The organism is Streptomyces sp. ATLC9, from assembly GCF_057196705.1.
Genome location: NZ_JBXUOY010000136.1, coordinates 1 through 13,705, shown reverse-complemented (window position 1 = coordinate 13,705; position 13,705 = coordinate 1). Strand labels below are relative to the sequence as shown.

Annotated in this window: 9 protein-coding genes; 8 read left to right on the top strand and 1 reads right to left on the bottom strand. The window is 74.3% G+C overall.

Features of this window, described 5'->3' with window-relative positions:
* The 5 genes from AC2CJA_RS15470 to AC2CJA_RS15450 form a co-directional block, all read left to right on the top strand.
* Positions 1-4,448, top strand: a 4,448-nt coding sequence (locus tag AC2CJA_RS15470) for an acyltransferase domain-containing protein (protein ID WP_484603286.1), incomplete at its 5' end; no start/stop codon positions are given.
* Positions 4,445-6,058, top strand: a complete 1,614-nt coding sequence (locus AC2CJA_RS15465) for a PfaD family polyunsaturated fatty acid/polyketide biosynthesis protein (protein WP_484603285.1) — start codon at positions 4,445-4,447, stop codon at positions 6,056-6,058. The genes AC2CJA_RS15470 and AC2CJA_RS15465, both read left to right, overlap by 4 nt.
* Positions 6,055-7,791, top strand: a complete 1,737-nt coding sequence (locus AC2CJA_RS15460; RefSeq protein ID WP_484603284.1) for an acyl-CoA dehydrogenase family protein — start codon at positions 6,055-6,057, stop codon at positions 7,789-7,791. Before AC2CJA_RS15465 ends, AC2CJA_RS15460 begins: the two co-directional genes overlap by 4 nt.
* A gap of 25 nt (positions 7,792-7,816) precedes the next feature.
* On the top strand, positions 7,817-9,601 hold the full coding sequence (locus AC2CJA_RS15455; protein WP_484603283.1) for an acyl-CoA dehydrogenase family protein: 1,785 nt from the start codon (positions 7,817-7,819) through the stop codon (positions 9,599-9,601).
* Complete coding sequence (locus AC2CJA_RS15450; RefSeq protein WP_484603282.1) at positions 9,598-10,383, top strand: 4'-phosphopantetheinyl transferase family protein; 786 nt, start codon at positions 9,598-9,600, stop codon at positions 10,381-10,383. The genes AC2CJA_RS15455 and AC2CJA_RS15450 overlap by 4 nt, the downstream gene beginning before the upstream one ends.
* A gap of 1 nt (position 10,384) precedes the next feature.
* Here AC2CJA_RS15450 and AC2CJA_RS15445 read toward each other — a convergent pair whose 3' ends face one another.
* Complete coding sequence (locus tag AC2CJA_RS15445; protein WP_484603281.1) at positions 10,385-11,095, bottom strand: MerR family transcriptional regulator; 711 nt, start codon at positions 11,093-11,095, stop codon at positions 10,385-10,387.
* Positions 11,096-11,251: 156 nt separating this feature from the next.
* On the opposite strand from AC2CJA_RS15445, the gene AC2CJA_RS15440 reads away from it, so the two are divergent.
* The 3 genes from AC2CJA_RS15440 to AC2CJA_RS15430 all read left to right on the top strand — a co-directional run bounded on the left by AC2CJA_RS15440 (position 11,252) and on the right by AC2CJA_RS15430 (position 13,620).
* Positions 11,252-11,653, top strand: a complete 402-nt coding sequence (locus tag AC2CJA_RS15440; protein ID WP_484603280.1) for a DUF3291 domain-containing protein — start codon at positions 11,252-11,254, stop codon at positions 11,651-11,653.
* A gap of 43 nt (positions 11,654-11,696) precedes the next feature.
* Positions 11,697-13,160 carry an MFS transporter gene (locus AC2CJA_RS15435; RefSeq protein ID WP_484603279.1) on the top strand — a complete coding sequence of 488 codons (1,464 nt, stop codon included), beginning with the start codon at positions 11,697-11,699 and terminating at the stop codon, positions 13,158-13,160.
* A gap of 178 nt (positions 13,161-13,338) precedes the next feature.
* Positions 13,339-13,620, top strand: coding sequence for a GlsB/YeaQ/YmgE family stress response membrane protein (locus AC2CJA_RS15430; RefSeq protein WP_093850170.1), 282 nt, complete (start codon positions 13,339-13,341; stop codon positions 13,618-13,620).
* Positions 13,621-13,705 lie beyond the last annotated feature (85 nt).

Here is a 13,705-nt window from a genome sequence, read left to right as displayed (position 1 = left end):
ACGTGGTGCTGCGCGGCACACCGCAGGGCACCGGCCCCGCACGGCCGGCCGCCGACTGGCACGACGGCCCCGGCGTGCTGCTGCTGCCGCTCACCGCGGACGACGGCCCCGCACTGGCCGCCGCGGCCCGTGAGGCCGCCACCGAACTCGCCGAGCGCGGACCGCGGGCGGTTACCCACCGGGCGGTACGGGAACTGTCCGCCCGCCGCGCCCGCCACACCGCCGTCCTGGTGGCCACCGACGCGGGCCGGCTCGCCGGTGAACTGGCCGCCGCCGAACGCGACCTGCCGCGCGTCATCGCCGAGGGCGGCGAGTGGTCCACGCCCTCCGGAAGCTACTGCACCGCGCGCCCACTGGGTCCGGGCGGGAAGGTCGCCTTCGTCTACCCCGGCGCGTTCACCACCTATCCCGGGGCCGGCCGTGACCTCTTCCGCCTCTTCCCCGGCCTTCTGGACGGCTTCGAGAAGGAGGCCGACCACCCCGCCCGGCGGCTCAAGCACCGTGCGCTCCACCCCCGTGCCCGGGGCCCGCTCGGCCGCCGGGACCTGATGCGCCACGAGGAACGCCTGATCGACGACATCCCCGTGATGCTCGCCGCGGGCACCAACTTCGCGGTGCTGCACACCCGGCTGCTGCGCGACGTACTGGGCCTGCGTCCCGACGGCGGCTTCGGCTACAGCCTGGGCGAGTCCAGCATGCTCTTCGCCGGCGGGGTGTGGGCCGACTCCGCGCGGGACGACGCGGCGCTGGCGGCCACTCCGCTCTTCCGCGACCGGCTGCGCGGCCCGAAGCTGCGCGTCCGCGAGGCCTGGGACATCCCCGGTTCCGTGCCGGACGGGAAGGTGTGGGCGACCCGGGTGCTGCTGGCCGGCCCGGACGCGGTGCGTCCGGCCATGGCCGGCCTGGAGCGGGTCTTCCTCACCCATGTCAACACCCCGCGCGAGGTGGTGATCGCCGGCGACCCGGAACAGGTCGCCCAGGTGATCGCGAAGGTGGGCTGCCAGGCCGCCAAGGCGCCCGCCAACCACGTCATGCACTGCCCGGTCGTCGACCCCGAACTCGACGCGCTGGCCGCGCTCAACGACTACCCGCTCGGCACGCCGGACCCCGGTCTGGAACTGCTGTCCGCCTACGACTACGACCGGGTGGACACCACCGACCGGGAACAGATCGCCCGCCGCATCGCGGTCACCCTGCGCAGCACCATCGACTTCGCCCGGCTCGCCGAGACCGCCCACGAGCGCGGCTACCGCTACTTCGTGGAGGTGGGTCCGGGCGCCACCTGCACCCGGTGGATCGGCGAGACGCTCAAGGGGCGCGACCACGTGGCGGTCTCGGTGGACCGTCGCGGCGCCGGGTCCGCCGTCGCGCTCGCCCAGGCCCTGGCCCGGCTGGTCGCCCACGGCCTGCCCGTCGCCCTGGAGGAACTGACACCGCCGCCGGCGGCGGCCCAGGCCGGGCCGGTGCTCTCCGTGCCGTGCGGCGGCGAGCCGATCGCCGACCGGACGGCACGGGCGGCGGCCGCCGTCCTCACCCCCGATCCGCCCGAGGTACTGCCCGAGCGCTCCGGTCGCCCACCGGCCGCTCCGGGCGACCGGTCCGCCCCGGAAACCCAGCCCGTCCCGGAAACCCAGCCCAGTGAGGTGACCCCGGCCATGCCGCCCGCATCCCAGGCGACGGCGCCCTCCATCCCGGAGCCCGCCCCCGCCCCCGACCCCGCCGCGGAGCGGATCGTCATCGAGGAGGAGCCGTTCGTCCACCTGCCCGAGCCGCTGCCGCGCTCCGCTCCCCAGCGGTACCGCCCGGCGGCCCTGGCCCGTCCCGCCGCGCCCCCGCTGCGGGCGATGGCGACGACCGTCGCCCGGGCGCACCGCGCCGCGCTGCGCGCGCAGGACGCGCTCGCCGAGAACGCGCTGCGGGCCCTGGAGGCCGCCGCCCCCGCCGTGCCCGTGGTGCCCGCGGTGCCCGCGGTGCGGGAGAAGACCGTGCTGTGGGACGAGCAGGACCTGCTGGAGTTCGCGCGCGGCCGGGTCGCACCGGTCTTCGGCCCGGCCTTCGCCGAGGTCGACACCTACCCGCGCCGCTGCCGCCTGCCCGAGCCGCCCTACCTCTTCGTCAGCCGGGTCACCAGGATCACCGGCGAGACGGGCCGCTTCGAGCCCGCCGAGATCACCACCGAGTACGACGTCCCGGTCGGCGCCTGGTACACGGTGGACGGTCTGGTCCCGTGCGCGGTGACCATCGAGGCCGGCCAGTGCGACATGCTGCTGATCGCCTACCTGGGCATCGACTTCCGCACCCGCGGCGAGCGCGTCTACCGGCTGCTGGACAGCCGTCTGGTCTTCCACGGCGGCCTGCCCCGCGAGGGCCAGACGCTGCGCTACGACATCCGCATCGACCGCTTCGTGTGGAACGGCGACAACCTGCTGTTCTTCTTCAACTACCGCTGCTACGCCGACGGCGAGCTGATCCTGGAACTCCTGGACGCCTGTGCCGGGTTCTTCACCCCCGCCGAACTCGCCGACTCCCTCGGCGTGGTGGACAGCGCCGCGGACCGCCGGCGGCGCGAGGCGATGGAGCCGTCCTGGTTCAAGCCGCTGGCCCGCACCGACCGCACCTCCCTGACCGGAAAGGACCTGGAACTGCTGGCCGCCGGCCGCCCGGGGGAGGTGTTCGGCCCGCGCTGGGACCAGAGCGCCGACGGCTGCAACCGCTCGCTGCGCCTGCCCGGCGAGATGCTGCGCATGATCGACGAGATCCCGGTTCTCGACCGGCTCGGCGGGCCACGCCGGCTCGGCGCGCTCACCGCCGTCAAGCGGCTGGACCCCGACGGCTGGTACTTCGCCTGCCACTTCACCGGCGACCCGGTGCTGGCCGGCTCCCTCATCGCCGAGGGCGGGGTGCAGCTGCTGCAGACCTACGCCATGTACCTGGGGATGCACCTGGTCTTCCCCGACGCCGAGTTCCAGGCGGTGCCCGGTCTGGAGACCGAGGTCAAGGTGCGCGGCCAGATCACCCCGCGGACCCGCGAGATCCGCTACGAGGTGGAGGTCATCGAGCTGACCATGCTGCCGCGGCCCACCGTCGTCGCCGACATCACCGTCTACGACGGCGACAAGCCCATCGTCGCCATGCGGAACTTCGGGGTGCGGGTGCAGGAGAAGCCGGGCACCCCCTACCGGCCCGAGACCGGCGGTCTTCCGGCCTTCCTCGGACGCCGCAACGAGCGCGGCGAGGCGGCCTTCATCAACGAACTCCACCTCGCCCACGCCGCCAAGGGCGACCTCGGCACGGCGATGGGCACGGAGTTCGAGATCTACGCAGACCGGCGCGCCCCCTACATCCCCAACGGCGACTTCCAGTTCGTGGACCGCATCATGCGGCTGGACGGCACCCGCGGCGAGCTGCGCCCCGGCGCCACCATGGCCACCGAGTACGACTCACCGCCCGAGGCCTGGTACTACCGGGACACCGGCGGGCCGGAGATCCCCAACTGCGTGGTGATGGAGACCTCCCTGCAGGCCGCCATCCTGCTCGGCTACTACCTGGGGGCCACCCTGGCCAGCCCCGACGAGGAGCTGGCCATCCGTAACCTGGACGGCCGCGCCCGCTTCGTGAGCCGCCCCGAACTGGCCGGCAGGACCATCCGCCACGAGTCGGAGCTGCTGTCCAGCCAGTCCGTGCCCGGCGCGACCCTCCAGAACTTCCGCTACCGGCTGCTCGCCGACGACGAGGTGTTCTACGAGGGCGAGTCGCTCTTCGGGTACTTCACCGAGCAGGCGCTCTCCAACCAGGTCGGACTGGACTCCGGCGCGTACGTCCCGCCGTGGCTGGAGGCCGAGGGCGACGGCCTCGACCCGGACCGGAAGCGGACGATGGCCGTCCGCTCCGACGACCGCTGGTTCCGGCCCCGGCCCGGTACCGGGCTGCACCTGGCCGACGACCACCTGCGGATGGTCGACGAGGTGACCGTGGTGGACGGCGGGGGCACCCACGGCCAGGGGTACCTCTTCGGCCGCCGCACCGTGGCCGACGACGACTGGTACTTCGACTGCCACTTCCACCGCGACCCGGTGATGCCCGGCTCGCTGGGCGTGGAGGCGGTCATCCAGGCGCTCCAGGTCCACGTCATCGACTCCGGGCTCGCCGACGGCATGGGGCCGCTGCGGTTCGGGGTGCCCCTGGACGTCGCGATGGCCTGGAAATACCGCGGCCAGATCCTGCGCGGCGACGGCGAGATGACCTTCGAGGCCCACATCAAGGAGGTCCGCCGGGACGGCGGGCGCCTCGTCGTCATCGCCGACGCAGCCGTCTGGAAGCCGGGGCTGCGCATCTACGAGCTCACCGATGTGGCGGTGGAGGCGGTCCCCGACCCGCGCGCGGAACGGACCGCCCCGCAGGACGGCCGGAACGGCCAGGACGACACGGACAAGGAGACCGGAGCATGACCACCCCCGCGACGGGCGGCGTCCACCACCAGGCCCGTACCGCCCCCCAGGCCCCCCGCACCGATCCGGCCGGCGTCCAGGAGGTCCTGGGGCGGCTGGAGGAACCCTGCTACATCGTCGGCACCGGCAGCGGCCCCGGCGCCACCACCGCCCGCCCCGGCCCCGGCACCCGGGTCCTGGCCGCGCTCGGCCCGCTGCCGCCCGAGCGCCTGGGATCCCGCGCCTTCCGCGAGCGCCACGGCACCCGCCTGGCCTACCTGGGCGGCGCCATGGCGGGCGGCATCGCCTCCGAGGAACTGGTGATCGCCCTCGCCCGCGCCGGCTGCCTGGGCTCCTTCGGCGCGGCCGGCCTGCTGCCCGAGCGCATCGACCGCGCGCTGCGTCGCTTCACGGCCGAACTCCCCGGCCTGCCCTGGGCGGTCAACCTCATCCACAGCCCCAGCGAGGACGCGCTGGAACGCGACGGGGTGGAGCTGCTGCTCCGGCACGGGGTGCGGTGCGTGGAGGCCTCCGCCTACCTGGACCTCACCCCGCACGTGGTGCGCTACCGGGTGGCCGGGCTGCACCGCGGCCGCGACGGCCGGGTGGTGGCCGCCAACCGGCTCATCGCCAAGGTCTCGCGCCCGGAGGTGGCCGAGAAGTTCATGCGCCCCGCCCCGCCCGCGATCACCGCCGACCTGCTGGCCCGCGGGCTGATCACCGCCGAACAGGCGGAGCTGGCGCGGTACGTGCCGCTGGCCGACGACATCACCGCCGAGGCGGACTCCGGCGGGCACACCGACCGGCGCCCGCTGACCGCGCTCTTCCCCGCGCTGCTGGAGACGCGCGACGCCGTCCAGCGCGAGATGCGCTACCCGGTGCCGGTCGGGCTCGGCGCGGGCGGCGGCATCGGCACCCCGCACGCGGCGTCCGCCGCCTACGCCATGGGAGCCGACTACGTGGTGGTGGGCTCGGTGCACCAGTCGTGCCTGGAGTCCGGCACCTCCGAGCCCGCCCGGCGGATGCTGGCCGAGGCGGGACTGGCCGACTGCGAGATGGCACCCGCCGCCGACATGTTCGAACTCGGGGTGGAACTCCAGGTGCTGAAGAAGGGCACCCTGTTCCCGATGCGCGCCAAGCGCCTGTACGAGCTGTACCAGCGCCACGACGGCATCGAGGCGCTTCCGCCGGAGGAACTGCGCCGCCTGGAGAAGCAGGTCTTCCGCCGCCCGGTGGAGGAGGTCTGGCAGGAGGTCGAGGCGTACTTCGCCCGCCGCGACCCCGACCAGCTGCGGCGCGCGGCGGCCGTACCGCGCCGCCGGATGGCGCTGCTGTTCCGCTGGTACCTGGGGATGGCCTCGCGCTGGGCGGTGACCGGCGAGGCGGACCGCACCGCCGACTTCCAGGTGTGGTGCGGGCCGGCCATGGGCGCCTTCAACGCCTGGGTGCGCGGCACCTACCTGGCGGCTCCGGAGAACCGGCGGGTGGCGGATGTCGCCGGGCACCTGCTGCGCGGCGCCGCCTACACCGCACGGGTGCACCAGCTGGCCCTCGCCGGGGTGCGGCTGCCGCGCTCCTGCGCCGAGTACCGGCCCGCGCCGGCCGCGGAAGCCGAAGGGGGCCGGCGATGACGGCGGACGACGGGCAGCGGTGGCCCCGGTACGCCGCCGCCACCTCCCTGGAACGGGAGCTGGGCGATCCGCGCGACGCGCGCAACCCGCTCGGATTCGCCGCCCTGGCCGCGCAGGCCGGGCCGAGGCTGCGCACCGCCTTCGTACCGGCCGCCCTCGGCGGCACACTGGAGGCGCTGGACGCCACGCTGATGCTGGTGAGGACCGCCGCCCGCCGGGACGCGGCGATCATGCCCGCCACCATGTTCGGCATCACCGCGGCCACCTGCGTGCTGATCGCCGGCTCCCGGCGGCAGCGCGAGCACGTCGTGGACCTGCTGCGCGAGGGCGGCTCGCTCGGCTTCGCGCTCTCCGAGGCCGACCACGGCAGCGATCTGCTCGCCAACGACACACGGGCCGAGGAAGTCCCCGGCGGCTACGCGCTCACCGGCGAGAAGTGGCTGGTCGGGCTCGGCGGGAGGTGCGACGGGCTGCTGGTGGTGGCCCGCACCGGCGGACGCGGCCCGGCCGCCTTCTCCGCGCTGCTGCTGGACGGGGAACAGGCCGCCGCGGCCCGCCGCGACACCCGCCGTCCGACGGGCATGCGCGGCGCCGACCTGGCCGGTTTCCGCTTCGACGGCCTCACCGTGCCGCGCGAGGCACTGGTCGGCGGTGTGGGCCGGGGGCTGGAGACCGCGATGAAGGCCATGCAGGTGGTCCGCACCATGAGCACGGCGGCCAACCTGGGGTGCGCCGACACCGGCCTGCGCCTGGCGCTGGACTTCGCCGCCGCCCACGTCGCGGCCGGCCGTGCGGCGCTGGCGCACCCGGGCGTCCGGCGCGAACTGGCCACCGCCGCGGCCCTGCTGCTGGCCGCGGACGCGGTGGCGCTGACCACCGCCCGCGGACTGCACACCCTGCCCGCCGCCCAGAGCCTGTGGTCGAGTGTGGCGAAGAAGGTGCTCACCGACACCTGCGAGGAGGCGCTGGCGCGCTGCGCGGACGTGCTCGGCAGCCGCGGAGTGCTGCGCGACGGGCCGTACGCGGCCTTCGACACGCTGCGCAGGGACAACGCCGTCGTCCGCCACATCGACACCAGCCCCACCGCCAACCTGCGCCTGGTCGCCGCCCACTTCGCCCGGCTGGCCGCCGCACCGCCCGTGACGGGCGCGGGCCCGGACGCGGCCGACGGGCTCCCCGGCGTCCTGGCCCGGACGTGCACGCTGTCCGAGTCGCTGCCCGAGCCGGACCTGGACCGCCTGGCGCTGTCCGACCGCGGGGCGGACCCGGTCCTGGGCGCGGTGCCGGCGCTGGCCGCCCGCGCCCGGGAGGCGCTGGAGAAGACGGACGAGCGGCGGGCCGCGCAGGCCGTCACCCGGCTGGAGCGGGCCGCTTCCTGGCTGGGGCACGCCCTGCGCGCCCGCCGGGGCGCCGACCCGCTGCGCGACCAGGACCTGGCCGCGCGGCTGTGCTGGGTGCACGCCGCCGCGAGCTGCCTGCTGCTGTGGTGGCACAACCGCGACCACCGGCTGTACGACGCGCCCGCGGGCGACCCCGGCTGGCTCACGGCCGCCCTGACGGTACTGACGGCCCGGGCCGCCGGCCGCTCCTCCCCGCTGCCGGAGGAGGACGCGGAGGCGGTCCTGGCCACCGTGCTGCCGCTGCACGAGGCCGACCGGCTGTTCTCCGCCGCCGCCCTGCCCCTGGCACACGGCGGGCCCGCGTCCGCGCCGGCGCCGGGAGCGTCCGCATGACCCGCCCCCTGGAAGGAGCAGTGGTATGAACGCGAGCAAACTCACCTCTCTGGCCGGGGAGCTGGAGGACCACCTGGGCGACCCGCACGACGACCGCTCGCGGATGCCGTTCGCCCGGATCCTGGAGCACGACGAGCGTGAGCAGTACCCCCATCGGATGGTGAGTCTGCTGCAGGACTGGGGCCTGCACCTCTACTGCCTGCCCGAGCGGTGGGGCGGCCGGGCGGGCGACGTGGAGGCCGGCTTCCAGCTCGTGCGGCTGGTGGCCCGCCGGGACCCGACCACCGCCACCGCGCTGATGATCACCAACGTGGCGTTCATGCCGACCTGGATCGCCGCCACCGACGAGCAGGGCCGCGCCGCGGTCGACGCGATCAACCACGGCGGGCGGATGGCCTGGGGGCTGACCGAGCGCGAGCACGGCAGTGACATCCTCGCCAACGAGATGCGGGCCGAGAAGGTCCCCGGCGGCTATGTGCTGACCGGTGAGAAGTGGCTGATCGGCAACGCCACGGTGGCCGACGTGGTCAGCGTCCAGGCCCGCACCGATCCGCGGGGCGGACCGGGCGGATGGTCGGTCTTCGCGGTGGACAAGCGCCGCTGCCCGGCCGGTTCGGTGATGCCGCTGCCGGCCGAGCGCCTCCACGGGCTGCGGGCCATCGACATGAGCGGCATCCGGCTGGAGGGGGTGTTCGTACCCGAGGAGTGCCGGATCGGAGCCGAGGGGCAGGGGCTCGAACTGGCACTCCAGGGAGCCCAGGTGGCCCGCACGGTGATCTGCGCGATCGCGCTGGGCGCGGTGGACACCGCGCTGCGGGTGACGCTGGACTTCGCCGAGCAGCGCTCGATCTTCGGCCGGAAGGTCGCCGACATCCCCTACTCGCGGCGCCAGCTCGCCGAGTCCTTCGCCGACGTGATGCTGGCCGACGCGGTCTCCACCGCGGCGGTGCGCTCCCTGCAGGTGATACCGGAGCAGACCAGCGTCTTCTCCTCGGTCGTGAAGTACTTCGTGCCCACGCTGATGGACCGCACGATGGCACAGCTGTCGGTGGTGCTGGGTGCCCGCCAGTACCTGCGCGACCACCCGCACTACGGCATCTACCAGAAGATGCTGCGCGACCTGCTGGCGGTGCACTTCGTCGACGGCAACACGGTGGTCAACCTCAAGAGCGTCGGTGCCCAGCTCGACGGACTGCTGACGGCGGCGGTCTCGGCGGACGACGCGTCCCGTGCCGAGGCCGCGGAGCGCGTGCTCGCGGTGTACGACGCGGACGCCCCGCTGCCGGTGTGGGAACCGCACCGGCAGCTGCTGGTCAGCCGCGGCCGCGACGACACGGTGGTCTCGCTGCCGGTGGCCGTGGAACGGCTGCGGGCGATGGCCGCCCGGCACGAGGACGAGCGTCAGCGGGACTGGCTGGGCCGCGCGGCGGACCTGGCGGCACGGCTGTCGGGGGAGTTCGCCCGGCTGCGGGCCGAACTGGATCTGCTCAAGCGGTCCCGGGGACGCGGATACGGGTCCTCGGCCGAGCTGTTCCGGCTGACCGAGCGCTACTGCGCCCTGCACGCGGCCGCCGCCTCGGTGCAGCTGGCCACCGGTTCGTCCCGGGCGTTCGGCGACGGGTTCCCCGACGGCGCGGTGCTGCTGCTCTCCCTGGAGAGGGTGTGGCGGCTGTTCCACCCCACCGAGACGGTGACCGACCCGGAGACCGTGGACCGGGTGATGGAGGTGCTGCGCGGTCTGCACACCGCGCCACGGCTGTTCTCCGCCCGGCCCGTTCCCGTCCGAGCCTCCATGCCGGGGCCCGAGTGACAGAGGCACGGACGGCCCGGCCGGGGGAGGGGGCCGGCCGGGCGGACCAGCGGACACAGCTGTGGCTGCTGGCCGAGGAGTCGGTGGACGCGGAGACGGCCCGGTACGCCGCCGGACTGCTCAGCGCCGACGAGCGGCGCCGGCTGGAGCGGCTCCGCCCGCCGGCCGGGCGGCGGCGCTTCCTGGGCGCGCGGCTGCTGTGCCGCACGGTGCTGGGGGAGCTGCTGGGCCGGCCCCCGGCCGCGCTGCGGTTCGTCCGCGGCGCGCTGGGCCGGCCCGAGCTGGACCCCGGTCCGCACGGGGTGCGGTTCAGCGTCTCCCACACCTCCGGCCTCATCGGCTGCCTGGTGAGCCGGGAGGGTCCGTGCGGGCTGGACGTGGAGCGGGCGGAGGTGTCCGGGCCGGCACTCCGGTACGGGCAGCGGTGGCTGGCACCCGCGGAGCGGGAGCTGCTGGCCGCGCTGCCCCCCGGACGGCGGGCGCGGGCGTTCACCGACCTGTGGGTGCTGAAGGAGGCATACACCAAGGCACTGGGACTGGGGTTCCAGCACCGCTTCGACGGGTTCCGGCTCGGTCCGGACACTCACGGCCAGGTCGTGCTGGAGGACCCGTCGGTGCCGCCGGAGGCGGCCGCGCGCTGGCGCTTCGCCCTGCTGTCGGTGCCCGGCGGGCACCGGCTGGCGGTGGCGGTGCGGCGGGACGGCGACGGGTGCGGTCCGTGGTCCGCCCCCCGGCCGCGCTACCTCGACCCGCGCACGGTGGTGGCCGGTGCCGGCCGGTGACTCACCCGCCGGCGCCGCCGTCCCGGCCATCCCCGTCCTGGCCGTCCCCGTCCCGGTCGTCCCCGTCGCCGTCCTGACCGGCGTACCGCCGCGCGGCCTCGTTCTCCTGCGCCATCCGGCGCAGGGTGGCCAGGACCGGCTCCATCAGGACGGTCAGGACCAGGGCACGTTCGGCGATGTCGATGCGGTCCTCGATCCCGGCGAGCTGGTCCAGGTCCAGCCGGGCGGTGGCGGCGGCCAGTTCGGCGTAGGGGGCCAGTTCGTCGGCACCGTAGCCGGCGCCGACCTCGCGCAGCGCCCGCAGCCCGGTGGCCAGCGCTCCGCGCAGCGGCGACTGCTCGGTGACGGTCCAGCCCATCCGCTCGACGAGCCGCTCCACCTCGGCCGTGCTGCCGTCGGCGGCGTCCTGCCCCTCCGTGTCTCTCCCGTCCGGCTCCGCGGTCACCGGCGACCGCAGGGCGTAGTGCGTGACGCCGAGGGTCTTGTACCGTCCGAGCGGCTCGCCGACCGCTTCGAGGACCTCCCTGGTGGCGGCCACCGAGAGGCCACCGAGCGTGGTCAGCGCTCTGACCAGGCGCAACCGGCGCAGGTGGTCCTCCTCGTACTCCGCCTGGTTGCTGGCGGTCGCCCGGCCGGGCCGCAGCAGCCCTTCCCGCAGATAGAACTTGATCGTCGGAATGGGGACGCCGCTGCGGCGGCTCAGCTCGGACATCCTCACGGGATTCCTCGATTTCTGCGGCGGGCGCGGCACGTACCGCGTGTGGACATGGAAAGTGTAACGTGCCACTATCGATAGTGGATAGTGTCACTATCGCCACCCCGCAGGTGACGCCCGCGCGCCCTGCCCGCGAGTCAAGGATCCCGCGCCATGCCGAAGCTCCCCTGGACCACGATCAGCCCGGCCGACCCCGCCGCCGAAGCGGTCGTCATGGCCTCCCGGCTGGAGGTCGCCTCCCTGCGGCACGTCCCGCGCTTCTTCTGGTTCTCCCTGGTGTCCTGGCGTCAGGTCCGCCGGTCACCCGGGGCCTTCGGGGCCTCGCTCATCGCCCAGCTCGGCCGCGGCGTCTTCTGGACCCTCTCGGCCTGGGAGAGCAGGGAGGCGTTGTACGCCTACGCCAAGGCCGAACCCCACAACTCGATCATGAAGCGGCTGCGGCCCACCATGCGCGAGTCCCACTTCGTCTTCTGGACCGTCCCCGCCGAGCGGCTTCCCATCTCCTGGGAGGACGCCCGGGCCCGACTGGCCGAGGAACGGGCCCGGAAGTCCTGACCCGCCCGCACCCACCGCCCGACCACCCTGACGGGAGAACCCCATGTCCACCGCCGCACCACCCGCGCCGGCCGCCGGGCGCACGCCGCTGTGGCTCGCGATCGTCGCCTGCTCCCTGCCGATGTTCATGACCGCCCTGGACAACCTGGTGGTCTCCACCGCGCTGCGGACCCTCCAGCAGGACCTCTCGGCGAGCACCCAGGACCTGCAGTGGTTCGTCAACGCCTACACCCTGGGCTTCGCCTGCTTCCTGCTGGTCTGCGCGGGCCTGGGCGACCGCTACGGCCGCCGCCGGTTCTTCGTTCTGGGCATCGTCGTCTTCACACTGGCTTCCGTCGGCTGCGGGCTGTCCGAGACCAGCGGCCAGCTCATCGCCTTCCGCGCCCTCCAGGGGCTGGGCGCCGCCGCGGTCATGCCGCTGTCGCTGACCCTGCTGTCCGCCGCCGTGCCGGACCGGCTGCGCGGTCTGGCCGTGGGGCTGTGGAGCGCGGTCAGCGGCACCGCCGTCGCGCTCGGCCCGGTAGTGGGCGGTGCGGTCGTGGAAGGCCTCGACTGGCAGTGGATCTTCTGGATCAACGTGCCGGTCGGGCTGGTCGCGGTACCGCTGGCCCTGCTGGTCCTCAAGGAGAGCCGCGGTGAGCGGGCCCGCATCGACGTCGAGGGCATGCTGCTGGTCACCGCCGGGCTGCTCGCCCTGGTCTGGGGCATCGTCAACGGCGAGACCCGCGGCTGGAGCGACGGCCGGGTACTGCTCGCCCTGGCCGCGGGCGTGGCGCTGCTCGCGCTGTTCGCCTTCTGGGAGCGGCGCACCAAGGCCCCGCTGCTGCCGCTGCGCTTCTACCGGGTCCGCGCCTTCACCCTCACCAACGTCGTCTCCGCCGCCATGTACTTCGGAGTCTTCGGCTCCATCTTCCTGCTGGCGCAGTACCTGCAGATCGCGCCTCCCCGCACCCCGCTGCACGCCGGTGTGCTCACCCTCTCCTGGACCCTGATGCCGATGTTCGTGGCGCCGCTGGCGGGCATGCTCACCGAACGGGTGGGCGGCGGCCGGCTCATGGGCATGGGCCTGCTGCTCCAGGCGGGCGGCCTGGTCTGGATCAACCTGGTGGCCACCACCGACACCCCCTACTCTCACCTGGTGGCGCCGATGGCCCTCGCGGGCGTCGGCATGGGGCTGACCTTCGCCCCCGCGGCCACGGTGGTCCTGTCCTCCGTGCGCAAGACGGAGCACGGCAAGGCCTCCGGCGCCAACAGCACCGCCCGGGAGATCGGTGGCACCCTGGGAGTGGCGGTCCTGGGCACGGTCTTCGCGGCCCACGGCGGCTACCTCTCCCCGCAGGAGTTCGTGGACGGCGTGCGGCCCGCCCTGTGGATCGGGGCGGCGGTCACCGCGCTGGGCGGGCTGGTGGCCTTCGCCATACCCCGTCGGCCCGCGGGTGTCCCGGAACCGGAGCCGGGCGGCGAAAACGCCGGGCCGAGTACGCGCGAGGTGCGGCAGGCGGCCTGACCGGTCGCACGACCGATGCGGCACCGGCGCGCGGCCGGTGCCGTACGGGCGGGCGAGCGGCCGGTGCGAAGGAGGCCCTGTTCCGCGCGTCCTCCGCCGCGTTCCGGAAAACTCCCCTGTTTGGCTGGCGAGTTCACGGCAATGCGGTTCTCTGAAGACGACAAGGAGGTACCCAGACATGGGCATCATCGCGTGGATTCTCATCGGTCTGCTCGCCGGAGCGATCGCCAAAGCCCTCATGCCGGGCAAGGACCCGGGCGGCATCCTCGTCACGATGCTGATCGGTATTGTGGGCGGCCTTCTCGGTGGCTTCCTCGGCAAGGTGATATTCGGCGTCGACTCGATCGACGGATTCTTCGATCTCTCCACCTGGATCGCCGCCATCATCGGATCGGTCATCGTTCTGGCCGTCTACCGGGCCGTGACCGGCCGCGGCAACCGCCGCCACGTCCACGCCTGACCCGGTAACAGGCCTTTCAGGCAGGCGGCGGCCGGTGATCGGCCCGTCGCACGGCGCGCCTTTCGGCGGCCCCTCCGATGAGGGG